This is a genomic window from Variovorax sp. 10N412, assembly GCF_056394985.1.
This window is the reverse complement of record NZ_JBFTIO010000001.1, coordinates 50277-73737: the sequence shown is the minus strand read 5'-3', so window position 1 is coordinate 73737 and position 23461 is coordinate 50277. Positions and strand designations below refer to the sequence as shown.

Here is a 23461-nt window from a genome sequence, read left to right as displayed (position 1 = left end):
CATCCGGTTGAGTCCGGCTCAGTTCTTCTGGCGCCACTGCGCGCGCCAGAGCTTTTCCAGTTGCGGTGCCAGCGCGGCCGGCGGCGCGCCGACCAGGCGGTTGCGCCCGTCGCGCTGCACCAGCCCGTAGATGCGGCCCGAGCCCTGGTCGTACAGGGCGACGGCGTTGTTGTCGTAGCAGTCGTGTGGCTTGCAGAAGGCGTGCAGCAGGTAGCGCGTGCCCTCGACCGTGACCCATTGCGGCTCGGGCGCCGGGCCTTCGCGGCGCACCAGCCATCGGTCGTTCTCGCGCGCGCCGAGCGCAGCGCGCCAGGCCTTCTGCATGGCAGGGCCCTGCGCCAGGGCGGCGGGGCTGCCGGTGGGCGGCGGCGGGGCCTTGGCGGCCGGGGCCTCGGCGGGCGGGGGCGCCGCGCGGGCAGCGCCGTCGCAGCGCCAGTAGCGCAGCTTCATCATCTCGGGACCGAGCTGGCCGGCAACGGGTTTGTCGGCGTCCAGCGTGATCGACTGGCCGCGCGCGTCGCGGTAGACCAGGAAGGTCATGACGCCCGCCTTGGGGGCCTCGCTGATCAGCGCCACGTCGAAGCCGGCCGGCGGCGGGCTGTTGCCGAAGAAGCTGTAGGCCGTTTGCGGCGCACGGCCGACCACGCGGCGCTTGCCGCTTTCGGCGATCAGCATGTCCTGGCGCACCTGCAGCGTGGGCGCGGAGGCGTCGGCGCAGGCGGTGGACCAGCGCCCGCCGTAGAGCGCCATGGCGTCGGGCTGCAGGCCGGCTGTTTGCTGCGACCAGGCCGCGGCCGGGAGCAGGGCTGCCAGCGTTGCGGCCGCAAGCAGCGTCGAGGAGTGCTTTGTCTGTGTCGTCATTCTTTGCGGGGTGGTCTAGCCGGTCGTGCCGGTCATGTCGCCTTGGGCGCGGGCGTCTTCGGCTTGTAGGCGCAGAAAGTGTGCACCGCACACTCCCAGCAGCGCGGCTTGCGCGCCACGCACACGTAGCGCCCGTGCAATATCAGCCAGTGGTGCGCGTGCAGGCGGTATTGCGGGGGCACGCGCTTCTCGAGCTTGAGTTCCACGTCCAGCGGCGTCTTGCCCGGCGCCAGGCCGGTGCGGTTACCCACGCGGAAGATGTGCGTGTCGACCGCGATGGTCGCCTCGCCGAAGGCCACGTTCAGCACCACGTTGGCGGTCTTGCGGCCCACGCCGGGCAGGGCTTCCAGCTCTGCGCGCGTGCGCGGCACCTCGCCGCCGTGCAGCACCACCAGCATGCGGCAGGTCTCGATCAGGTGCTTGGCCTTGCTGCGGTACAGGCCGATGGTCTTGATGTAGTCCTCGAGCCCTTCCACGCCCAGGTCGTAGATGGCCTGCGGCGTGTTCGCCACTGGAAACAACTTCGCCGTAGCCTTGTTCACACCCACGTCGGTGGCCTGCGCGGAGAGCAGCACGGCGGCCAGCAGTTCGAAGGGCGTGGTGTATTCGAGTTCGGTCCGGGGCTCGGGGTTGGCCGCCTGCAGGGTGGCGAAGAAGAGGGGGATGTTGTCTTTTTTCATGGAGCGGGGTCGGCGGTAGCGCAATATATCGTTGAAAGGACATGGCCCTACGCAGCTTTATTGCCCGCGGCTTTCGCGACAATGTCGCCCAGAAAGTGAGCCCGACCATGCAATTCGCCTCCCGCCTCGACAACGTCGAAACCTCCGCCATCCGCGAACTCTTCAAGCTGCTGGGCACGCCCGGCATCATCAGTTTCGCGGGCGGCTTTCCGGACAGCGCCATGTTCGACGTCGAGGGCCTCAGGGAGGCGAGCCAGAAGGCGCTCACCGAGGAACCCGGCGGCGCGCTGCAATACGGTGCCACCGAGGGCTACGAGCCGCTGCGCACGCAGCTCAGCGCCTTCATGAAGACCAAGGGCGTCGACGTCGACCCCAGCGGCCTGATCGTCACCACCGGCAGCCAGCAGGCGCTCGACCTGCTGGGCAAGACCATGATCTCGCCCGGCGACAAGGTGATCGTCGAAGGCCCGACCTTCCTGGCCACGATCCAGTGCTTCCGCCTGTACGGCGCGCAGCTCATCAGCGCGCCCATCGACGAGAACGGCGTGAAGACCGACGAGCTGGAAAAGCTCATCGCCGAGCACAAGCCCAAGTTCGTCTACCTGATCCCCACCTTCGGCAACCCCAGCGGCGCCATGCTGAGCCTGGAGCGCCGCAAGAAGGTGCTGGAACTGGCCGTGAAGTACCAGACGCTCGTGGTGGAAGACGACCCCTACGGCGACCTGTACTTCGGCGAGGCGCCGCCGCCGTCGATCCTGGCGCTCGCCAAGGACGTGCCCTTCAGCCGCGAACTCATTGCCCACTGCGGCAGCCTGAGCAAGGTGCTGAGCCCCGGCCTGCGCATCGGCTGGATGATCGCGCCGGCCGAGTTGCTGTCCAAGGCCACCATGTGCAAGCAGTTCAGCGACGCGCACACCAGCACCTTCGCGCAGGCCACCGCCGCGCAGTACCTCAAGAGCGGGCGCATGCCCGGCACGCTGGTGCATGTGCGCGAGGTGTACGGCCAGCGCGCCCAGGCCATGGGCGCTGCGCTGAAGCGCGAACTGGGCGACGCGGTGAGCTTCACGCAGCCCCACGGCGGTTTGTTCTTCTGGGCGCGCCTGACCGGCGCCAACGGCAAGCTGGCCGATGCCAATGTGCTGGCCAAGCGGGCGATCGAGAAGCTGGTGGCCTTTGTGCCCGGCGCGCCGTTCTTCGCCGAGAACCCCGATGTGGCCACCCTGCGCCTGAGCTTTGCCACGGCCGACGTGGCCAGGATCGAGGAAGGCGTCAAGCGCCTCGGCCAGGCGCTGTAACGCTCAGGCCATCAAGGGGAGCGGTGCAGCCGGGGCGCTGCCAGCAGGTTCAGGTTGTCCGCCACGGCCGCGTCCACGTTCGGATAGCGGCCTTTCATCTTGGACAGCGTCATGATGGTCTGCAGCGCCTTCAGGTCCTTGACCGTGGGCGCCACCTTGATCTGCGCAATGGCCGCGCTGGGGTTGCCACCGTTGATCAATGCCATCACCTTGCTTGCCCAGTCGTTCGCGCGCGCCATATTTTTCACCTGCTTTCAATAGAGCCGCCGACTGTACACAGGACGGCCGGGGGCCATTGGTTACCATCACCCATGAGAAAAACCTTTCAGCTTCAGGTCGAGGGCAAGCACCCCGACCGTCACCTCGAAGCCATCAAGCACGAGATTCGCAAGTACATCAAGCGTGAACGCCGGCGCGTTCTGCCCGAAGGCTCGGACTTCTGGGACTTCGATTGCAAGTTCGGCACAGCCGAGGAATCGGCCGAAGTTGTCCACCTTTCCGCCATTACCGGGCTGATCGACGGTGTGGTCAAGGAGGCCGGCACGCAGTTCTATGTCGAGGTCGTGGCCAAGCCGGGCAAGCGCAAGCCGCGCGCGCCGGGCGAAGGCGCCCCGGATTCGACCGAAGAATCCGAAGACTGAGACTGGCTCAGACCAGGGCCTGCGCCAACCGCAGGCCGTGCCGCTGCTCCGCATCCTGCAGCGAGCGCGCAATCGACGGGTGCAGCCGCACCCCGTTCGCAGCTTGCGCTTCCCGACGCTTCAATCCGCCTTCGCCCGGCAGCCGCACAGGCTTGGCCGGGTCGATGGGCGTGTTGTTGCGGCATTGCGCGGCCACGTGGTCCATCTGGCGCAGAAACGCCTCCTTGCCGCCGAAGGCGTTCAGGTCGTGCAGCGTGATGTGCACCGTTGCACCCCAGCCTTCGGGCGGATCGGCCCGGCCGTGGCCTGCGAGGCCGGCCGTGAGCGTTTCCACCAGCAGCGCCATGCCGTAGCCCTTGTGGCCGTGGCTCAGGCCACCCACGGGCAGCAGTGTGCCGGGCGGCTGGTCGAACAGCACCTGCGGGTTGTTCGACGGCTTGCCGGCGGCGTCGATCAGCCAGTCCTCGGCGAAGGTCTCGCCGGCCGCGCGCTTGCGGTTGCTCATGCCGTTGGTGGTGATGGAGGCCGAGATGTCGACCATCACGCCGCCCTGCGACAACGGGAAGCCCATGGCCAGCGGGTTGGGCGTGAACACGGCCTGCGTGCCGCCGAAGGGGGCGACGCTGGCCGCGTTGGGGTCGGAGCAGGCCAGCAGCATGAGCATGTCTTCCTGCAGCGCGCGCAGCATGTAGACCGCGAGGCAGGCGATGTGGTGGCTGCGGCGGATGACGAGCGAGGCCGTGCCCAGTTCGCGGGCGCGCGGCACCAGCAGGTCCATGGCCTGGTCCATGAGCCAGGGGCCGGGCAGGCGCTTGCCGTCCCACAGCACGGCGGCGGGGCGGTCCGACAGCAGCTCGGGAGCGCCGTCGCGGGTCATGCCGCCCGATTCCAGTTCTTTCACATAGCCGGCCAGCAGCGCGAGGCCGTGCGTGTCGTGGCCCAGCAGGTCGCCTTCGACCAGGGTGCGGGCCACGCTGTCGGACTTGGATGCTTCGAGTCCGGCTTTTTGGAGGAGGGCGCTGGCGTAGTCCTTGAGTGCGTCGGCGCGGTAGAGCGGGGCGTCGGCTGCGGCGTCGGTCATTCCAGGATCTCCAGCACGCGGTCCAGCCCGCCTTCGTTGATCGCCACCATGGCCTGTTCGCGCACCTTCGGCTTGGCGTGATAGGCCACCGAGAGGCCGGCCTCGCCCATCATCGGCAGGTCGTTGGCACCGTCGCCCACCGCAATGGTTTCCTGCGCGGAGATGCCCATGAGCGACGCCACTTCCAGCAGCGTGCGGCGCTTTTCGGCGCCGTCGCAGATGTCGCCCCAGCTTTGCGTGACCACTTTGCCCGTGAGCTTGCCGTCGGCCTCGTCGAGCAGGTTGGAACGCGCGAAGTCAATGCCCAGGCGGTCCTTCACGCGGTTCGCGAAGAAGGTGAAGCCGCCCGACACCAGCAGCACTTTCAGCCCCACCTTCTTGCAGGCCGCGACCAGTTCGGCCGCGCCGGGGTTCAGCTTCAGGCGCTCGTCGTACACCTGCTGCAAGGCTTGCACGGGCACGCCCTGCAGCAGCGCCACGCGGCGGTGCAGGCTCTCCTTGAAGTCCTTGATCTCGCCGCGCATCGTGGCTTCGGTGATGGCGGCCACCTCGGCCTTTTTGCCGACAGCGTCGGCAATTTCGTCGATGCATTCGATGTTGATCAGCGTCGAGTCCATGTCGAACGCAATCAGCTTGAAGTCGGCGAGCTTCAGTGGCGGCTTCACGCGCTGGAGGACGAGGCCGGGAGAGATTTCTTGAATGGCGCTGAAGGGGCTCATGCTGGGGCGGGTTCCTTGACGATGGGTTGTCCGAGGCTGCGCAGCACGTCGCGCACCATCTGCGCACGCTCCTTCGGCTCCTTGAGTTCGCGCTCGATGCGCAGCTTCTCGTTGCCGGCGAGCTTGATGTGCTTGTTCTTCTGGATCAGCTGGATGATCGCCATCGAATCGACCGGCGGATCCTTCTTGAACGTGATGTTGATGATGCCCGGCGCGGCATCGACCTTGATCACGCCGTAGGGGCGCGCCAGCACGCGCAGGCGGTGCGTGTCGATCAGCGTCTGCGCCTGCGGCGGCAGCTTGCCGAAACGGTCGACGATTTCCTCGAGCAGCGTGTCGATCTGGTCGGGCGTCTTCGCGGTGGCCAGCTTCTTGTAGAACGACAGCCGCAGGTGCACGTCGCCGCAGTAGTCGTCGGGCAGCAGTGCGGGGGCGTGCAGGCTGATCTCGGTGGTGACCGACAGCGGCGACAGCAGGTCGGGCTCCTGCCCGGCCTTGAGCGCGCGCACGGCCTCGCTGAGCATCTCGTTGTAGAGCTGGAAGCCGATTTCCATCATGTTGCCGCTCTGGTTCTCGCCCAGCACCTCGCCGGTGCCGCGGATTTCCAGGTCGTGCATGGCGAGGTAGAAGCCGGAACCCAGCTCTTCCATCTGCTGGATGGCGTCCAGGCGTTGCGCGGCCTGCTTGGTCAGGCCTTCGGTGTCCGGCACCATCAGGTAGGCATAGGCCTGGTGGTGCGAGCGCCCGACGCGCCCGCGCAGCTGGTGCAGCTGCGCCAGGCCGAACTTGTCGGCGCGGCTCATCACGATGGTGTTGGCGGTCGGCACGTCGATGCCGGTCTCGATGATGGTCGAGCACAGCAGCAGGTTGTAGCGCTGCGCCACGAAGTCGCGCATCACGCGTTCCAGCTCGCGCTCGGGCATCTGGCCGTGGGCCACGGCGATGCGCGCCTCGGGCAGTATCTCTTCGAGCTTCTGGCGCCGGTTCTCGATGGTCTCGACCTCGTTGTGCAGGAAGTACACCTGCCCGCCGCGCTTGAGCTCGCGCAGCACGGCCTCGCGGATCACGCCGGTGCCTTCGTTGCGCACGAAGGTCTTGATGGCCAGGCGCCGTTGCGGCGCGGTGGCAATCACGCTGAGGTCGCGCAGGCCTTCGAGCGCCATGCCCAGCGTGCGCGGAATGGGTGTGGCGGTGAGCGTGAGCACGTCGACCTCGGCCCGCATGGCCTTCATCGCCTCTTTATGGCGCACGCCGAAGCGGTGCTCCTCGTCGATGATGAGCAGGCCCAGGTTCTTGAACTTGATCGACGGCGACAGCAGCTTGTGCGTGCCCACCACGATGTCGACCGTGCCCTCGGCCAGCCCCTTGGCGGCGGCGTTGATTTCCTTGGTCGAGCGGAAGCGGCTCATCTCGGCCACGCGCACCGGCCACTTGGCGAAGCGGTCGACCAGCGTCTGGTAGTGCTGCTCGGCCAGCAGCGTGGTCGGCGCCAGGAAGGCCACCTGCTTGCCGCCGGTGATGGCGATGAAGGCGGCACGCAGCGCGACCTCGGTCTTGCCGAAACCCACGTCGCCGCAGACCAGGCGGTCCATCGGCTGGGGCGAGATCATGTCCTGCACCACGGCGTGGATCGCGGCCTTCTGGTCGGCGGTTTCCTGGAAGCCGAAGTCGTTGGCGAACACTTCGTAGTCGGCGGCCGAGTAGCGGAAGGCATGGCCTTCGCGCGCGGCGCGGCGGGCGTAGATGTTGAGCAGCTCGGCGGCGGAGTCGCGCACCTGTTCGGCGGCCTTGCGCTTGGCCTTTTCCCATTGGCCGGAGCCCAGCCTGTGCAGCGGGGCCTCGTCGGCGCTGACGCCGGTGTAGCGGCTGATCTGGTGCAACTGGCTCACGGGCACGTAGAGCGTGGCCTTGTCGGCGTACTCCAGGTGCAGCATTTCCTGCAGCAGCGGCTTGCCTTCGGCATCCACGCCCTGGCCCAAGTCCATGTGGATCAGGCCGCGGTAGCGGCCGATGCCGTGGGCGGTGTGGACCACCGGGTCGCCGACGTTGAGCTCCGACAGGTCCTTGATCAGCGCCTCGACGTCGCTGACCTGTTCTTGCCGCTTGTTGCGCCGGCGCGTGGTGGGCGCGGTGGCGAACAGCTCGGTCTCGGTGACGAGGTCGATGGCCTGCTCGCGCCAGGCGAAGCCCGAGGCCAGCGCGGCGGTGACGATGCCGACTTTTTCGTCGGTGGACGCTTCGAACTCGGCCAGCGAATCGAAGGCCGGCGGGCTGACGCCGCTGGCGCGCAGGAAGTCGAGCAGGCTCTCGCGGCGGCCGTCGCTCTCGGCGATCAGCAGCACGCGGTGGGGGGTGGCCTTGATGTGGGCCTTCAGTCCGACCAGCGGGTCTTCCGCGCCGCGCACCACGGCGAAAGGCGGCAGCTTGTCGAACTCGGCGTACGGTGTTTCGGTGGGGGCGTCGCCGCGGATGGCGAGTTGCGCATAGGGCTTGGCCCGTTGATAGAACTGCTCGGCGTTCAGGAACAGCGCCTCCGGCGGCAGCGCTGGGCGTTCGGGGTCGCCTTGCACCAGCCGGTAGCGCTCGTTCGTGTCCTGCCAGAAATGCTGGAACGCGGGTTCGAGGTCGCCGTGCAGCACCACGGTGGCGTCGGGGCCCAGGTAGTCGAACACGGTGGCCGTCTCGTCGAAGAACAGCGGCAGGTAGTACTCGATGCCGGCGGTGGCCACGCCGTTGCCCATGTCCTTGTAGATGCGGCTCTTGGTCGGGTCGCCTTCGAGCAGCTCGCGCCAGCGGCTGCGAAAGCGCCCGCGCGCGTCGTCGTCCATCGGGAATTCGCGCCCCGGCAGCAGGCGCACCTCGGGCACGGGGTACAGGCTGCGCTGGGTGTCGGGGTCGAAGGTGCGGATCGAATCGATCTCGTCGTCGAACAGGTCGACGCGGTAGGGCACCAGCGAGCCCATGGGAAACAGGTCGATCAGCCCGCCGCGCACGGCGTACTCGCCCGGGCTCACCACCTGGGTCACATGGCTGTAGCCGGCCAGCGTGAGCTGGGCCTTGAGCTTGGACTCTTCCAGCTTCTGCTTGGCCTTGAAGTGGAAGGTGTAGCCGGCCAGGAAGGACGGGGGCGCCAGGCGGTAGAGCGCGGTGGTGGCGGGCACCAGCACCACGTCGGCCTCTTTCTGGCTGATGCGCCACAGGGTGGCCAGTCGCTCGCTGATCAGGTCCTGGTGCGGCGAAAAGCTGTCGTAGGGCAGCGTTTCCCAGTCGGGGAACAGCGCGCAGCGCAGGTCGGGCGCGAAGAAGGCGATTTCGTCGATGAGCCGCTGCGCGTCGTTGGCGTCGGCGGTGAACATCGCCGTGGCGCGCCCCGCGGCTTTCTCGCGCATGGCCAGCTGCGCCAGCAGCAGTGCGTCGGCCGACAACGGGGGGCGCGGCAGCGTGAAACGCTTGCCCGCCGTGAGGTGGGGGAGGTCCATGGAACGCTTAAAAAATGCACAACACCCCGCGCCGGCTGGCGAGGGGTGTGTGAGGCCGTCAATTCTAGAATGGCTGCCCTTTGTTCGCTTGTCGGCCGTTGCCGACGCTGGGCCCTCATGTCCTCTTCCCGACTTTTCGTGCTGATCCCGTGCGCCGGCTCCGGCCACCGCGCGGGCCATGCGCAGTCCGCCGTTCCCAAGCAGTACCGGCGGCTGGCCGGTGCGCCGATGGTGGCCCACACGCTGGAAGCCTTCCGTGCACTGGCGGGCCGGTTCGCCGGGCTGGCGCTGGTGGTGTCGCCGGACGACCGCGAGGTGGATGCGGCGCTGCCGCGCTTTCCCGCGGACAACGAGTACCTGCTGCGCGTAGGCGGCGTGACCCGCGCGGCCACGGTGCGCAACGGCCTGGCGGCGTTGCGCCAGAAGGGCGCCGGGGCGCACGACTGGGTGCTGGTGCACGACGCGGCGCGCTGCCTCGTCACTTCGAGCCAGATCGAGGCGCTGGTCGCGGCCTGCGAGCACGACGCGGTGGGAGGCCTGCTGGCGCACCGGCTGGCCGACACGCTGAAGGCATCGACGACCGAGGGCCGCGTGTCGCAGACCCTGTCGCGCGCCGACAAGTGGCTGGCCCAGACCCCGCAGATGTTCCGCATCGGCATGCTGCTCGATGCGCTGGAGCGCACCGGCGACGCCGTGACCGACGAGGCCGGCGCCATCGAGGCCATCGGGCTGTCGCCGCTGCTGGTGCCGGGCAGCGCGCAGAACTTCAAGGTGACGTTCCCCGAAGACTTTGCACTGGCCGAGGCGTTGTTGCTGGCCCGCAAGAAGGACATGGCATGACGGCGCCTTTCAACATCCGTGTGGGCGAGGGCTGGGACGTTCACCAGCTGGTGGCCGGGCGAAAGCTCATCCTGGGCGGCATCGAGGTGCCGCACACCACCGGCCTGCTGGGGCATTCGGACGCCGACGTGCTGCTGCACGCCATCACCGACGCGCTGTTGGGCGGGGCGGGGCTGGGCGACATCGGCCGGCATTTCCCCGACACCGACCCGCAGTTTCGCGGTGCCGATTCGTCGGTGCTGCTGGCCGAGGCGGCGCGCCGGGTGCGCGCGGCGGGCTGGGACATCGGCAACGTCGACAGCACCGTGATCGCGCAGGCGCCCAAGCTGGCGCCGCACATTCCGCTCATGTGCCGGCGCATCGCCGACACCCTGGGCGTGGCGTTGGAGCAGGTGAATGTGAAGGCCAAGACGGCCGAGAAGCTCGGCCCGGTGGGCGAGGGCCGCGCAATGGAAGCGCGCGCGGCCGTGTTGCTGCACCGCTGAGGTGCCGCTGAGGCGGGATCAGCGGCTCAGCGGATCAACCCAGGGTCGCCTTCTTGCCGCCCTGCGGCTCGCCCGGCTTGGGCGTGGGCATGGCGCGCGGCATCCGGATGTGCGCCGCCAGGCCGCGGCCCGGCGTGCTGGTGAGCGCGAAGGTGCCGCCCATGCGCTCGATGTTCTTCGCCACGATCGACAGGCCCAGCCCCGCACCGGCCGCCGAGGTACGCGCCGCGTCGCCGCGGAAGAAGGGCTTGGTCAGCTGCGAGAGCAGGCCGGGCTCCACGCCCGCCCCGTGGTCGCGCACCTTGATCAGCACGGCGTCGTTGTTGGCCTGCGCCTGGATCGTGACGTCGGCCACGCCGGTGGACGGTGTCTTGCCGTAGCGCCGCGCGTTCTCCACCAGGTTCGAAATGACGCGCGTGAGTTCGACCTCGTCGCCCATCACCCGCAGGTCGGGCGGGACCTCGACCTTGATGTTCATCTCCTCGTAGTCCTGCACGGCGTAGGTGCAGGCGTCGACCACGTCGCGCAGCAGCACCGGCCGCGGATCGACATGGTCGGGCCGCGCGTAGTCGAGGAACTTGTCGATGATGGCGTCGAGCTGGGCGATGTCGGCCGCCATGTGGTCGCGCGCATCTTCGTCGGCCACGCTCATCTCGGTTTCCAGCCGCAGCCGGGCGAGCGGCGTGCGCAGGTCGTGCGAGATGCCGGCCAGCATGATGGCGCGGTCCTGCTCGATCTTGGCGAGCTGGTCGGCCATGCGGTTGAAGCCGATGTTGACCGCGCGAATTTCGTTGGTGCGCGCGCGCTCGTCGAGCCGGTGCGCCTCGTACTCGCCTTCGCGCACCTGCATGGTGGCGCGCGACAGCTGCTTGAGCGGCAGGTTGATGAGCCGCGTGATCAGCGCCGCACCGGCCAGCGACAGCGCCATGGCCGTGCTGAGCCACACCAGCCAGGTGCGCCCGCCCACGCGGCTGAAGCGCGTGGGGTCGAGCAGCAGCCAGTAGGTGTCGCTCTCGATGGTGAAGCCGATCCACAGGCCGGCCTCGTCGTTCACGCGGCTGGCCACCGTGGTGCCTTCTCCGAGCTGGTCGATCAGCTCCTCGGTCACGCGAAGGTCGAGCGCGCCGCTGGTGTAGGGCTGGAAGCGGTCGTTGGGCTCGCGCGGCAGGATGCGCACGCCCTCCTGGTCGGCCAGTGTCTTGATCAGCGACACCCGCGTGATGGCGTCCGAATACACCAGCGCCGCGCGCGTGAGGTTCACGAGCGAGGCGATCTGGTGGGCGGTTTGAATGGCGCGCGGCTCGTACTCGAGCGAGCGGAAGGTCTGCAGCCAGGCGACCGTGCAGCCGATCAGCAGCAGCGCCAGCAGGAAGAAGGTGCGCCAGAAAAGGCTGAAGCCCAGCTTGAGGCCGGGGCGACGGTCGCGCGCCGCGCTCGCCTCCAGCGGGCTCGGCATCGTGACCTGTGCGCCGTCCTCCTGCGAGTGGCCCGGTCTGGCGGATTGGCCGATGGCCACCTCTCAGCGGCGCGTCAGGCCGCGCCGTCCGGCACGAACACGTAGCCCACGCCCCAGACGGTCTGGATGTAGCGTGGCGCCGCGGCGTCGGACTCGACCAGCTTGCGCAGGCGCGAGATCTGCACGTCCAGGCTGCGGTCAAAGGGCTCGAACTCGCGCCCGCGCGCCAGCTGGGCCAGCTTTTCGCGCGACAGCGGTTGACGCGGATGGCGCACCAGCGCCTTCAGCATCGCAAACTCGCCGGTGGTCAGCGAGAGTTCTTCGCCATCCTTCTTCAGGGTGCGCGAGCCGAGATCGAAGGCGAACGGACCGAAGGTGACGGTCTCGTTCTCCGTGGAAGGCGCGCCCGGGGCTTCGAGCGGCGGACGGCGGCGCAGCACCGCGTGCACACGGGCCAGCAGTTCGCGCGGGTTGAAGGGCTTGCCCAGGTAGTCGTCGGCGCCGACCTCGAGGCCGACGATGCGGTCGACGTCCTCGCCCTTGGCGGTGAGCATGATGATCGGGGTGCGGTCGTTGGCGGCACGCAGGCGGCGGCAGACCGAGAGGCCGTCTTCGCCGGGCATCATCAGGTCGAGCACGATCAGGTCGACCGTGTCGCGCAACAGGATGCGGTTGAGCGCCTTGCCGTCCTCGGCCACGATCACTTCGAATCCTTCCTGCGTCAGATAGCGGCGCAGGAGGTCGCGGATGCGGGCGTCGTCGTCGACGATCACGATCTTGTCGGTGCGAGCGGGAACTTGAGTCATTTCTACAACGATGAATTTGTAACAGCGCCGATTCTGAAGGCGTTGTGCGCTCGGAGCGGCGGATTTACTTATGGTTTGACACTAAGTTACAAAACTTGCGGACGCTCGCGGTCTAGTCATCCGGCGTGCGCACAGAGGTGGCAAAGTTCCTCTTGCCATATGACTTCTGATCAATGAGACCCACTTTTTTCGTTCTGCCACTTGCCCTTGTTTTCGTCTGCGGTCCCTCGCAGGCGGTGTCCGGCGATTTCCTCAGGGTAGGGGAGGTGCGCCGCAGCGAAGTGCGTGATGCCGTGGCGGCCCACCGGGCAGCGCAGCGCGAGGAGGTGCAGCGTGAAGAGGCTGCCGCCGGCCGGCGGCTCACCGCGGCCGAACTGTTCGAGCTGCGCCAGCAGGTGCGCGGGCAATGGACCCCGCCCGCTGCGGGGGCTCTGGCCGTTTCGGCAGAATCGCAGCCGGCCGAGCGCATCGTGCCGGCTGTGCCCCTCGTGCAGCCTTCACCGTCGACGACCTCGAGTTCCCTGACCGCGCCGCGCAGCCAGCGGCGCTGAGGCGCTTTCGAAGCACCATCGAGGCACGCCGAGCCTGCTGTCGCAGGCCTGTCCTTCATACCAATTCCTGGGGAGATATTCGTCTTGAAAAAAATCAAATTGCTTGCGGCCTGCGCCGCCCTCGCCGTGGCCGGCACCGCGCTGGCTCAGAACGTCGTCGCGCCGGCGCCGCAGAACGTGCTGCAACTGACGGCCTCCGGCACCGTCGAGGTCCAGCAGGACTTGCTGAGCATGACGCTGTCGACCACCCGCGAAGCGACCGACGCGGCCACCGTGCAGTCGCAGTTGAAGGCCGCGCTCGATGCCGCGCTGACCGAAGCGAAGAAGAGCGCCCAGCCCGGTCAGCTCGACGTTCGCACCGGCAATTTCAGCCTGTCGCCGCGCTACACCAAGGACGGCAAGATCAACGGCTGGCAGGGTTCGAGCGAACTGGTGCTCGAAGGGCGCGACTTTCCGCGCATCACCCAGGCAGCGGGCCGCATCACCACGCTCACCGTGGCCAATGTGGGCTTCGGCCTGAGCCGCGAGCAGCGCGCCAGGACCGAGACCGAGGCGCAAACCACCGCCATCGAAAACTTCAAGCAGAAGGCCGGCGAACTGGCCAAGGGCTTCGGTTTCGGTGGCTACACGCTGCGCGAGGTGTCGGTGAACGCCAGCGACAGCGGCCCGGTCCGCCCGCGCATGATGGCGATGCAGGCCAAGTCGTATTCGTCCGACGCGGCGGTGCCGGTCGAGGCCGGCAAGACCAGCGTGGTGGTGAGCGTGTCGGGCGCGGTGCAGCTCAAGTAAGCGCAAGGAGATGCAGTCGGGCCGCCGCCGCTTACCGTTGGGCTAACCCCTACTGGGCAGTCCAGCCGCCGTCCATGGCCCAGGCCACGCCGCGAACCTGGTCGGCTGCCGGCGAGCACAGGAAGACGGCCAGGCCGCCCAGCTGCTCGACCGTGGTGAACTGCAGCGAAGGCTGCTTTTCGCCCAGCAGCTCGATCTGGGCCTGCGCGGCGGTGATGCCTTCGCGCGCCGCGCGGTCGTCGATCTGCTTTTGCACCAGCGCCGTCAGCACCCAGCCGGGGCAGATGGCGTTGGCGGTGACACCCGTGGTCGCGGTTTCGAGCGCGACCGACTTGGTCAGGCCGACGATGCCGTGCTTGGCCGCCACATAGGCCGACTTCTGCGCCGAGGCCACCAGGCCGTGGGCCGACGCGATGTTGAGCACGCGGCCCCAGTTGGCTTCGCGCATCGCGGGAATCGCCAGGCGCGTGGTGTGGAAGGCGCTGGTGAGGTTGATGGCGATGATGGCGTCCCAGCGTTCGGTGGGAAAGTCTTCGATCTTGGCGACGTGCTGGATACCGGCGTTGTTCACCAGGATGTCGACGCGGCCGAACTTCGACGCGGCGAACTTCATCATGTCCTCGATCTGCCCGGGCTTGCTCATGTCGGCGTCGTGGTACTCGGTGCGCACGCCGAGCGCCTCGATCTGCGACTTGGGGGCTTCGGCGTCGCCGAAGCCGTTGAGCACGATGTTCGCGCCCTGTTGGGCGAGTGCCTTGGCAATGGCGAGGCCAATGCCGCTGGTGGACCCCGTGACAAGCGCGGTTTTGCCTTTGAGCATGTAGATCAATCTCCGGATGAATTAGGATGCGACGAGACCATTATCCGCACCAGAACGACCTCGTTTTCATGACCGAACCGACGCTTCATCACGTGGCGTGCGACGACGCCCAGGGCGGCCATCGCATGGCCTATTGGCAATGGGGCGACGCACGCAGCGCGCATGTCGTGGTCTGCGTGCACGGCCTGACCCGGCAAGGGCGCGATTTCGATGCGCTGGCGCAGGCCATCGTGGCGCGCGCCGGCGGCAAGGTGCGCGTGGTCTGCCCCGACGTGGTGGGGCGCGGGCGCAGCGACTGGCTGCGCGATCCGAACTTCTATCAGGTGCCTGTGTATGCGGCCGACATGGTGGCGCTGGTTGCGCAACTGCACCGTGAACAGGCGATCGACACGCTCGACTACGTCGGCACCAGCATGGGCGGGCTGATCGGCTTCGTGCTGGCAGGCCACAAGGAGCTGCCGCTCGCGCGGCCCATTCGCCGATTCGTCGCCAACGACGTCGGCCCGACCATCGAGCCGGCCGCGGTGCAACGCATCGGCGCCTATGTGGGCAAGAGCGGCTCGTATGCGAGCGTGCAGGCCGCGGCCGATGCCATGTGGGCACTGTCGACCACCTTTGGTCCTCACACGCCTGCCCAGTGGCTGGCGCTGTCGCAGCACATGGTGGTGCCTGCGTCGCAGCGCAATGCCGAGGGCTCGGCCAAGGTCGATGCGGCTGCCGGTGCCGACGACGCCGCGGGCGCGTGGCTGCTGCATTACGACCCCGCCATCGGCGTGGCGCTTCGCGCCATCACGCCCGAGGCGGCGGCCCAGGGCGGCGCGATCATGTGGAGCCTGTATGACGCCATCGAGGCTCGCACGCTCGTCACGCGCGGTGCTGTGTCCGATCTGCTGTCGCGCGAAACGGCCCTGGCCATGACACAGCGCGGTCCGCATGCGGCGCTGGTCGAGTTCGAAGGGGTGGGCCACGCGCCCACCTTCGTCGACCCCGCGCAGATTGCCGCAGTCACTGGCTTCCTGTTCGATTGAGCGACGTGAAGCGCGATTCCTCGAGCCTTCAGACGGCGCCGTTGTCCGACGCGGCAATGGTCGACTATCCGTTGTCCGCGGCCACGGCCGACCGCACGCCGGTGATGGAGAACATGCTGGCCCGTGCGCGTGCGTTCGCCGAGCCGCTGATTGCCGACGAAAAGCTCGACACGGGCGAGAACACGCTCGCACATGCCGATGCCGTGGCCGCCATCGTCGCCAAGATGGGGGGCTCCGAGGCCATGCAGGCCGCGAGCTACCTGGTGTACGCCTGCCAGCACCTGAACCGCCCGCAGGAAGTGATCGCCAAGGTGTTCGGCGACAACTTCGCGGCGCTGGCGGTCGAGACCACCAAGCTGGTGCGTGTGCAGGAGCAGGCACGCTCGGCCGCGCAGGCGCACCAGATCGAAGGCGCGAACGCGCAGACAGAAAACGTGCGCAAGATGCTGCTGGCGTTCTCGCGCGACCTGCGCGTGGTGATGCTGCGGCTGGCGTCGCGCCTGCAGACCTTGCGGCACGCCGCCGCGAGCAAGCAGCCCGCGCCCGAGAGCGTGGCGCGCGAGTCGCTGCAGGTTTTTGCGCCGCTGGCCAACCGGCTTGGCATCTGGCAGGTGAAGTGGGAAATCGAAGATCTTTCGTTCCGCTTCCTCGAGCCCGAAACCTACAAGCTGATCGCGCGGCTGCTCGACGAGAAGCGCATCGAGCGCGAAGGGCACATCGAGCAACTGCGTTCGCAACTGGAGCGCGAACTGCAGGAGGAGGGCGTGAAGGCCACCGTGCAGGGGCGCCCGAAGAACATCTACAGCATCGTGAAGAAGATGCGCGGCAAGTCGCTCGACTTCGCGCAGGTCTTCGACATCCTTGCGCTGCGCGTGGTGGTGCACGACGTCAAGGATTGCTATGCAGCCCTGGCGTGGGTGCATTCGCATTTCCAGCCGATCGACGAAGAATTCGACGACTACATCGCGCGGCCCAAGCCCAATGGCTACCAGTCGCTGCACACGGTGGTGCGCGAGCTCGTCGAGGGCAAGGCGGGCAAGCCGATCGAGATCCAGATCCGCACCGAAGAAATGCACGACCACGCCGAGCATGGCGTGGCTGCGCACTGGGCCTACAAGGAGGCAGGCCACAAAGGCTATGCCGGCGTGTGGGCCAGCGGCGAGTACGACGCGAAGATCGCGGTGCTGCGGCAACTGCTGGCGTGGGAGCGCGATCTGTCGGGCGGGCTGCAGGGACAGGGGCTGTTCGACGACCGCATCTATGTGCTGACGCCGGACGCCGCCATCGTCGAGCTGCCCCAGGGCGCCACACCGGTCGACTTTGCCTACACCGTGCACACGACGCTGGGCCACCGCTGCCGCGGTGCGCGGGTCGATGGCGCGATGGTGCCGCTGAACACGCCGTTGTCGAACGGGCAGACGGTCGAGATCATTGCCGCCAAGGAAGGCGGACCTTCGCGCGACTGGCTCAATGCGGAGCTGGGGTATCTGGCCAGCCACCGCGCCCGTGCCAAGGTGCGCGCATGGTTCAACGCACAAATCACGCACGAGACGGTGGCGCGCGGACGCGAGGCGGTAGAAAAGCTGCTGCAGCGTGAAGGCAAGACGGCCATGCGCCTGGAAGACCTGGCTTCGCAGCTGGGCTTCAAGTCGGCGGACCACCTGTTCGAAGTGGTGGGCAAGGACGAGTTCTCGCTGCGCAACATCGAGACGCTGCTGCGCCCGCCAGAGCCTGCGCCGGGTCCGGACGATGGCGTGCTCATCAAGAAGGCGCGCGGCAGCGAGAAGTCGGGCAAGGGCGGTGTGTTGGTGGTGGGCGTGTCGTCATTGATGACGCAACTCGCCAAATGCTGCAAGCCCGCGCCGCCCGATGCCATTCGCGGCTTCGTCACGCGAGGGCATGGCGTCAGCGTCCACCGCAGCGACTGCAGCAACTTCCGCACGATGGCAGTGAAAGACGGCGAGCGCGTGATCGACGTGGAATGGGGCATGCCCAAGAAGGGCACGGAAGTACCGGTCTATGCAGTCGACGTGGCTGTGGAAGCGGCCGACCGCCAGGGGCTGCTGCGCGATATCTCCGACGTGTTCGCACGAGAGAAGATGAACGTGATCGGCGTGCAGACGCAGTCGATCAAGGGAACGGCATGGATGACCTTCACGGTTGAAATCGCCGATGCCGCGAGGCTTGCGCAGGTTCTTGGCGTGGTCACTGCAGTGATTGGTGTGCGATCTGCGCGTCGCCGCTGAAAAGCGTGATTTCTCCTGCTACAATAAACGCTTCTCGGACACATCCTTAGGCGCGTAGCTCAGCTGGTTAGAGCACCACCTTGACATGGTGGGGGTCGTTGGTTCGAGTCCAATCGCGCCTACCAATTTCTGTTCGATACCGGCCAACCACCGGATCCATCGAACAGAGCAGACACCGGGTTCCCCGGTGTCTTTATCGTCCTCAGTGGTGATGCAGAAAAGACCTTGGTACATCTTGTTGTGCTACCTTGATCACATTGCAACCCATTTCCAAATTTCTTGATAAGCGATCAGATGAATACGCGATCAACGCTGGTTGATCGGGCTCATGCCGACAAGCGCCTTGCTGCATTGTTGAGGCAGGCTCCCCTTGAGTTTGCGCGTGCCGTCTACGGCATCAACGACCATGCAGCCGGCCGCACCGAAACCATGGCTGCGCGTGAAGTGGCGCGCGCCCAACGTCTGGGTGTGCCGCTGACGGAGGAGCGCGCCGAACAGCGTGCCCGCGCCTACTTGCCGACGGTGGGTCAAGAGCACTGCCCGCGTTGCTGGGTGGTCTATGGGCAGAAAACCCCGCTTCATTTTCGCGAAGCCACGCAAGATCGGGCCGAGACCGCGTCCTGCCACTCGTGCGGTGCGGAGTACGCGGCATCGCAGGACTGAAAGAGCAGCGCGCGGTCAGGGTAAACCTTGTCGCGGCGCAGCAAAACCGCTCCCTAGAATCATCCGATGACATGGGCGTCCATGTGAAGGAGTCCGCAGTGCAGAGCAAGAAGTCCGGGGTCAAACCGGTACAGCGTGTGATCAAGAAGTACCCGAACCGAAGGCTCTACGACACCGAGACATCCACGTACATCACGCTCGCCGAGGTGAAGCAGCTGGTCATCCAGAGCGCCCAGTTCGTGGTGCGTGATGCCAAGACCGGCGACGACCTCACGCGCAGCATTCTTTTGCAGATCATCCTGGAAGAAGAAGCGGGCGGCGCGCCGATGTTCACCGAACAGGTGCTCTCGCACATCATCCGCTTCTATGGGCAGGCGATGCAGGGCTACATGGGGCCTTACCTGGAGAAGAACATCCAGGCCATGACCGAGGTGCAGGCCCAGCTGGCCGACAAGGCGGAGGGTCTGACGCCCGAGATGTGGTCGCGCTTCATGAGCATGCAGTCGCCCATGCTTCAGGGGCTCATGGGTAACTATGTCGAGCAGTCGAAGACGGTTCTTGTGCAAATGCAGGAGCAGATGCAGAAAAACGCAGAGCAGGTATTGGGGGCCTTTGGCATCAAGCGTCCCTGAGCGCCGTTCGGCTGGCCGAAAGCGCTTACCCCGCGGCCGGGGGTGGAGGTTGTCCAATGGTGTCCCCGTTGTTGCCGATAGCTGGGACAATAGAGGCATATGAGCGAAGTTGCCTCCCCCGAACGTACGACCAAGTCGACCACCCCCAAGGTCGGCTTTGTGAGCCTTGGCTGCCCCAAGGCCCTGACCGATTCCGAATTGATCCTGACCCGGCTGAGTGCCGAGGGCTATCAAACCTCCAAGACTTTCGAAGGTGCCGATCTGGTGATCGTCAACACCTGCGGCTTCATCGACGATGCCGTGCGGGAAAGCCTGGACACCATCGGTGAAGCGCTGGCCGAGAACGGCCGCGTGATTGTCACCGGCTGCCTCGGCGCCAAGACCGGCGACCAGGGCGGCAATCTCGTGCGCCAGATGCACCCGAGCGTGCTGGCCGTCACCGGTCCGCACGCCACGCAAGAGGTGATGGATGCAGTGCACGCGAACCTGCCCAAGCCGCACGATCCGTTCATCGACCTGGTGCCGAACGCCTTTGGCGTGGCGGGCCTGAAGCTGACGCCGCGCCACTACGCCTATCTGAAGATCAGCGAAGGCTGCAATCACCGCTGCACCTTCTGCATCATTCCCTCGATGCGCGGCGACCTTGTGTCGCGCCCGGTTGGCGACGTGTTGAGCGAGGCCAAGGCCCTGTTCGAAGGCGGCGTGAAAGAACTGTTGGTGATCAGCCAGGACACTTCGGCCTACGGCGTCGACGTGAAGTACCGCACCGGGTTCTGGGACGGCAAGCCGGTCAAGACGCGCATGCTCGAACTGGTGCGTACGTTGGGCGAGATCGCCGAGCCTTTTGGTGCGTGGGTTCGCCTGCACTACGTGTATCCGTATCCCAGCGTCGACGAGATCATTCCGTTGATGGCCAGTGGTTCGGTCCTTCCGTACCTCGATGTGCCGCTGCAGCACAGCCACCCCGATGTGCTCAAGCGCATGAAGCGCCCCGCCAGCGGCGAAAAGAACCTGGAGCGGCTGGCGCGTTGGCGCGAGGTGTGCCCGGAACTCGTGATCCGCAGCACCTTCATTGCCGGCTTCCCGGGCGAGACGGAGCAGGAGTTCGAGCATCTGCTCGACTTCATTCGTGAAGCTGAAATCGACCGCGCCGGTTGCTTTGCCTACAGCCCGGTCGAAGGCGCAACTGCCAACGACATTCCGGGCATGCTGCCCGAGGCCGAACGCGAAGCGCGTCGCGCGCGTTTCATGGAAGTGGCCGAAGCCGTGTCGATCGCGAAGCTGCAAAAAAGAATTGGCGCGACGATGCAGGTGCTGGTCGATTCGGCGCCAGGCATGGGCCGCAAGGGCGGTGTGGGGCGTACCTACGCCGATGCACCGGAAATCGACGGCACGGTCCGCCTGCTGCCGCCCGAGAAGATCAGCAAGACGCTGAAGGTCGGTGAGTTCACTCGCGCGCGCATCGTGGGCGCCGAGGGGCACGACCTGATCGCATTGCCCATTTGATGCAGATTCGAATGGACAAGAAAAAAGCCACCGGAGACCGGTGGCTTGTTTCGAATGACCTGGCGGGGGTCAGCTTGAATTTGGTGCCCAGAAGAGGACTCGAACCTCCACGATGTTACTCGCTAGTACCTGAAACTAGTGCGTCTACCAATTCCGCCATCTGGGCTTCATGCCTGCCGAAGCAGTCATGTTTTTTTGCTTCTCAGCAAAGACTGCGATCATACCAAACTTTTTGCGGCCTTTTGGCTGTCGAGTTCGGTCGTTTGTGCATCATTGCGCCTTGCGTGTCGAAGCTCGGCCGCGTTGCCCGTTTGATGCTGATTCAAACGGCCATGAAAAAAGCCACCGGAGACCGGTGGCTTGAATCGAATGACCTGGTAAAGGTCTGTTTAAACTTGGTGCCCAGAAGAGGACTCGAACCTCCACGATGTTACTCGCTAGTACCTGAAACTAGTGCGTCTACCAATTCCGCCATCTGGGCCCACAGAACTGCCGAAGCAGTTATGTTTTGAATTTCAGGAAAGAAGGAGATCATATCAAAAATAATGTCACTTCCAGCGGCGTGCTGGATGAATTCGAAGGAACCGTTCAAGGTCATCGCGACGGCCACGGTTTCGTGCAGCGCGACGACGGTGAGGCAGACATCTATCTGCCGCCGAACGAAATGCGTGCCGTGCTTCACAAGGACCGCGTCAAGGCGCGTGTCGTGCGACAGGACCGCCGTGGTCGCCCCGAGGGACGCGTGGTCGAAATCGTCGATCGTCCGGAGCAACCGATCATCGGCCGCCTGCTGCATGAAGGCGGGATCTGGCTCGTTGCTCCCGAGGACAAGCGCTACGGACAAGACGTTCTGATTCCGAAGGGCGCGACCGGCCCCGCCAAGGTGGGACAGGTTGTCGTGGTGCAGCTCACCGAGCCGCCGGCCTTGTTCGGCCAGCCCGTGGGCCGCGTGAAAGAGGTGCTGGGCGAGATCGACGACCCCGGCATGGAAATCGAAATCGCCGTGCGCAAGTACGGCGTGCCGCATGAGTTTTCCGCGGAGTGCCTGGCCGAGGCCAAGGCTCTGCCCGAGAAGGTCCGTCCCGCCGACAAGAAGGGACGCGTCGACCTCACCGACATCCCGCTCGTCACCATCGACGGCGAAGATGCGCGCGACTTCGACGACGCCGTGTACTGCGAGCCCGCGAAGGTCGGCCGTGGCAAGGGCTGGCGCCTGCTGGTGGCCATTGCCGACGTCAGCGCCTATGTGCAGACCGGTTCGGGCATCGACATCGATGCGTACGACCGCGCCACCAGCGTCTACTTTCCGCGCCGCGTCATTCCGATGCTGCCGGAGAAGCTGTCCAACGGGCTGTGCTCGCTGAACCCCGAGGTCGAACGCCTGTGCATGGTGTGCGACATGCTGGTGGCAGCCGATGGCGAGATCTACGCCTACCAGTTCTACCCCGCCGTGATGTTCAGCCACGCGCGCTTCACGTACGCCGAAGTGGCGGCCATCCTCGGCAACACGCGCGGGCCTGAAGCGGCCAAGCGCAAAGACCGCGTGAAGGACCTGCTCAATCTCGCCGACGTCTACAAGGCGCTGCTCAAGCAGCGCGGCAAGCGCGGCGCGGTCGACTTCGAGACCACCGAGACGCAGATCATCTGCGACGACGCGGGCCGCATCGAGAAGATCGTGCCGCGAACGCGCAACGAAGCGCACCGAGTCATCGAAGAAGCGATGCTCGCGGCCAACGTCTGCAGCGCCGACTTCATCGCCGAAGGCAAGCACCCGGGCCTGTTCCGCGTGCACGAAGGACCGACCGCCGAGAAGAAGGAAATCCTGCGCGGCTACCTGAAGGCCATGGGTGTCGGCCTGAGCATCACCGACGACCCCAAGCCGGGCGAGTTCCAGGCGATCGCCGCGGCCACCAAGGACCGCCCCGACGCGCAGCAGATCCACACCATGCTGTTGCGTTCCATGCAGCAGGCGATCTACACGCCGTTCAACAGCGGCCACTTCGGCCTGGCGTACGAGGCCTACACGCACTTCACGAGCCCGATCCGGCGCTATCCGGACTTGCTGGTGCACCGGGTGATCAAGGCCCTCCTGACCAAGACGCGCTATCAGCTGCCGATGCTGCCCACGCCGGGCGAGGCGCATGCCAAGCTGGCCAAGCGCCTGGCGTCGCGCGTGAAGGCGCCCACGACCAAGCCGCAAAAGGCCACCATCGCGCCCACCAAGGAAGTGCTGGCCTGGGAAGCCGCGGGCCTGCATTGCAGCGCCAACGAGCGCCGCGCCGACGAAGCCAGCCGCGACGTCGAGGCCTGGCTCAAGTGCAAGTACATGCGCGAGCACCTGGGCGAGGAATACGGCGGCGTGGTCTCGGCGGCCACCACCTTCGGCATCTTCGTTACGCTCGACGCGATGTACGTCGAAGGGCTGGTGCACATCACCGAACTCGGCGGCGAATACTTCAAGTTCGACGAAATGCGCCAGGAGCTGCGCGGCGAGCGCACCGGCATCCGCTATGCCATCGGCACGCGCGTGCGGGTGCAGGTGAGCCGCGTCGACCTGGACGGCCGCAAGATCGACTTCCGCCTCGTGCGCGAAGGCGAAGACCTCACGTCACGCGCCATGAAGGACAAGGGTGCCGCATCGTCGGGCGCGCCGGTCAAGGCGTCGGCCAAGCGCGGTTCGCGCCACAAGGGCGAGGCCGGCGGCGTCGAGCCGCGCGGTGAGCGGGCGGAACGCGTCGAGCGCGTGGACCATGGCGGTTCGGCCGCGGTCGGCCCGCAGTCGGCGATGCAGGCCTTCAAGTCGGCGGTCAAGAAGGCCGCCAACAAGATGAAGGGGCGCAAGCCGCGCCGCTGATGCCGTACCGCATGAACCATCGACCTACC

At 66.5% G+C, this 23461-nt stretch carries 21 protein-coding genes and 3 tRNA genes; 13 read left to right on the top strand and 11 right to left on the bottom strand.

The window, feature by feature from the left end; genetic code table 11:
- Positions 1 to 18 precede the first annotated feature (18 nt).
- Both AC1DJH_RS00375 and nth read right to left on the bottom strand, forming a co-directional pair.
- Positions 19 to 861, bottom strand: coding sequence for an Ivy family c-type lysozyme inhibitor (locus AC1DJH_RS00375; protein ID WP_478184316.1), 843 nt, complete (start codon positions 859 to 861; stop codon positions 19 to 21).
- A 32-nt stretch (positions 862 to 893) separates the two neighbouring features.
- Positions 894 to 1541 (bottom strand): endonuclease III, encoded by a 648-nt coding sequence (nth, locus tag AC1DJH_RS00370; RefSeq protein WP_478184315.1) that lies wholly within the window; start codon positions 1539 to 1541, stop codon positions 894 to 896.
- A gap of 107 nt (positions 1542 to 1648) precedes the next feature.
- Here nth and AC1DJH_RS00365 point away from each other — a divergent pair, with 107 nt between their 5' ends.
- Positions 1649 to 2836 carry an aminotransferase-like domain-containing protein gene (locus tag AC1DJH_RS00365; RefSeq protein ID WP_478184314.1) on the top strand — a complete coding sequence of 396 codons (1188 nt, stop codon included), beginning with the start codon at positions 1649 to 1651 and terminating at the stop codon, positions 2834 to 2836.
- An 11-nt stretch (positions 2837 to 2847) separates the two neighbouring features.
- Here AC1DJH_RS00365 and AC1DJH_RS00360 read toward each other — a convergent pair whose 3' ends face one another.
- A complete protein-coding gene (locus tag AC1DJH_RS00360) occupies positions 2848 to 3075 on the bottom strand; it encodes a hypothetical protein (protein ID WP_435435951.1) in 228 nt (75 codons plus the stop codon).
- 72 nt (positions 3076 to 3147) lie between these two features.
- Here AC1DJH_RS00360 and AC1DJH_RS00355 point away from each other — a divergent pair, with 72 nt between their 5' ends.
- On the top strand, positions 3148 to 3477 hold the full coding sequence (locus AC1DJH_RS00355; protein ID WP_435435952.1) for a DUF6172 family protein: 330 nt from the start codon (positions 3148 to 3150) through the stop codon (positions 3475 to 3477).
- A gap of 7 nt (positions 3478 to 3484) precedes the next feature.
- On the opposite strand, the gene AC1DJH_RS00350 is transcribed toward AC1DJH_RS00355, so the two are convergent.
- Genes AC1DJH_RS00350 through mfd form a run of 3 tightly spaced genes read right to left on the bottom strand, consistent with a single transcriptional unit; the run spans position 3485 to position 8756 of the window.
- Complete coding sequence (locus tag AC1DJH_RS00350) at positions 3485 to 4558, bottom strand: Ldh family oxidoreductase (RefSeq protein WP_435483657.1); 1074 nt, start codon at positions 4556 to 4558, stop codon at positions 3485 to 3487.
- Positions 4555 to 5277 carry a phosphoserine phosphatase SerB gene (serB, locus tag AC1DJH_RS00345; RefSeq protein WP_478184313.1) on the bottom strand — a complete coding sequence of 241 codons (723 nt, stop codon included), beginning with the start codon at positions 5275 to 5277 and terminating at the stop codon, positions 4555 to 4557. Before serB ends, AC1DJH_RS00350 begins: the two co-directional genes overlap by 4 nt.
- A complete protein-coding gene (gene mfd / locus AC1DJH_RS00340; RefSeq protein WP_478184312.1) occupies positions 5274 to 8756 on the bottom strand; it encodes a transcription-repair coupling factor in 3483 nt (1160 codons plus the stop codon). The genes serB and mfd overlap by 4 nt, the downstream gene beginning before the upstream one ends.
- A gap of 117 nt (positions 8757 to 8873) precedes the next feature.
- Between mfd and ispD the strand changes: the two genes are divergently transcribed.
- Positions 8874 to 9596, top strand: coding sequence for a 2-C-methyl-D-erythritol 4-phosphate cytidylyltransferase (ispD, locus tag AC1DJH_RS00335; RefSeq protein WP_472112654.1), 723 nt, complete (start codon positions 8874 to 8876; stop codon positions 9594 to 9596).
- Positions 9593 to 10081, top strand: coding sequence for a 2-C-methyl-D-erythritol 2,4-cyclodiphosphate synthase (ispF, locus tag AC1DJH_RS00330; protein ID WP_472112652.1), 489 nt, complete (start codon positions 9593 to 9595; stop codon positions 10079 to 10081). The genes ispD and ispF overlap by 4 nt, the downstream gene beginning before the upstream one ends.
- Positions 10082 to 10115: 34 nt before the next feature.
- Here the strand turns inward: ispF and AC1DJH_RS00325 are convergent, their stop codons facing one another.
- Positions 10116 to 11537, bottom strand: coding sequence for a sensor histidine kinase (locus AC1DJH_RS00325; RefSeq protein WP_472112742.1), 1422 nt, complete (start codon positions 11535 to 11537; stop codon positions 10116 to 10118).
- 74 nt (positions 11538 to 11611) lie between these two features.
- Positions 11612 to 12343: an osmolarity response regulator transcription factor OmpR gene (gene ompR, locus AC1DJH_RS00320; protein ID WP_257859571.1), complete on the bottom strand. Its 732-nt coding sequence runs from the start codon at positions 12341 to 12343 to the stop codon at positions 11612 to 11614.
- Between the two features lie 173 nt (positions 12344 to 12516).
- Between ompR and AC1DJH_RS00315 the strand changes: the two genes are divergently transcribed.
- The gene (locus tag AC1DJH_RS00315; protein WP_472112649.1) at positions 12517 to 12894 is read left to right on the top strand and encodes a hypothetical protein; all 378 of its coding nucleotides are present in this window, start codon (positions 12517 to 12519) and stop codon (positions 12892 to 12894) included.
- A gap of 84 nt (positions 12895 to 12978) precedes the next feature.
- On the top strand, positions 12979 to 13683 hold the full coding sequence (locus tag AC1DJH_RS00310) for an SIMPL domain-containing protein (protein WP_478184311.1): 705 nt from the start codon (positions 12979 to 12981) through the stop codon (positions 13681 to 13683).
- Between the two features lie 49 nt (positions 13684 to 13732).
- On the opposite strand, the gene AC1DJH_RS00305 is transcribed toward AC1DJH_RS00310, so the two are convergent.
- Entirely contained in the window at positions 13733 to 14503 is a 771-nt protein-coding gene (locus tag AC1DJH_RS00305; protein WP_478184310.1) for a 3-hydroxybutyrate dehydrogenase, read from the bottom strand.
- A gap of 26 nt (positions 14504 to 14529) precedes the next feature.
- On the opposite strand from AC1DJH_RS00305, the gene AC1DJH_RS00300 reads away from it, so the two are divergent.
- The 6 genes from AC1DJH_RS00300 to rimO all read left to right on the top strand — a co-directional run bounded on the left by AC1DJH_RS00300 (position 14530) and on the right by rimO (position 20578).
- Positions 14530 to 15531, top strand: coding sequence for an alpha/beta fold hydrolase (locus AC1DJH_RS00300; protein WP_478184309.1), 1002 nt, complete (start codon positions 14530 to 14532; stop codon positions 15529 to 15531).
- A 56-nt stretch (positions 15532 to 15587) separates the two neighbouring features.
- Positions 15588 to 17777, top strand: coding sequence for a RelA/SpoT family protein (locus AC1DJH_RS00295; RefSeq protein WP_435436040.1), 2190 nt, complete (start codon positions 15588 to 15590; stop codon positions 17775 to 17777).
- Positions 17778 to 17825: 48 nt separating this feature from the next.
- Positions 17826 to 17902: transfer RNA gene (locus AC1DJH_RS00290), tRNA-Val, on the top strand.
- Between the two features lie 169 nt (positions 17903 to 18071).
- Entirely contained in the window at positions 18072 to 18440 is a 369-nt protein-coding gene (locus AC1DJH_RS00285; protein ID WP_435483665.1) for a hypothetical protein, read from the top strand.
- A gap of 71 nt (positions 18441 to 18511) precedes the next feature.
- On the top strand, positions 18512 to 19072 hold the full coding sequence (gene phaR / locus AC1DJH_RS00280; RefSeq protein ID WP_478184308.1) for a polyhydroxyalkanoate synthesis repressor PhaR: 561 nt from the start codon (positions 18512 to 18514) through the stop codon (positions 19070 to 19072).
- Between the two features lie 99 nt (positions 19073 to 19171).
- Positions 19172 to 20578: a 30S ribosomal protein S12 methylthiotransferase RimO gene (gene rimO, locus AC1DJH_RS00275; protein WP_478184307.1), complete on the top strand. Its 1407-nt coding sequence runs from the start codon at positions 19172 to 19174 to the stop codon at positions 20576 to 20578.
- Positions 20579 to 20659: 81 nt separating this feature from the next.
- Here the strand turns inward: rimO and AC1DJH_RS00270 are convergent.
- Together AC1DJH_RS00270 and AC1DJH_RS00265 are read right to left on the bottom strand one after the other, a co-directional pair.
- A tRNA-Leu gene (locus AC1DJH_RS00270) sits at positions 20660 to 20744 on the bottom strand.
- Positions 20745 to 20974: 230 nt separating this feature from the next.
- Positions 20975 to 21059, bottom strand: a tRNA-Leu gene (locus tag AC1DJH_RS00265).
- 81 nt (positions 21060 to 21140) lie between these two features.
- Here AC1DJH_RS00265 and rnr point away from each other — a divergent pair.
- Positions 21141 to 23432, top strand: coding sequence for a ribonuclease R (gene rnr / locus AC1DJH_RS00260; protein WP_478184306.1), 2292 nt, complete (start codon positions 21141 to 21143; stop codon positions 23430 to 23432).
- The last annotated feature ends 29 nt before the right edge of the window (positions 23433 to 23461 follow it).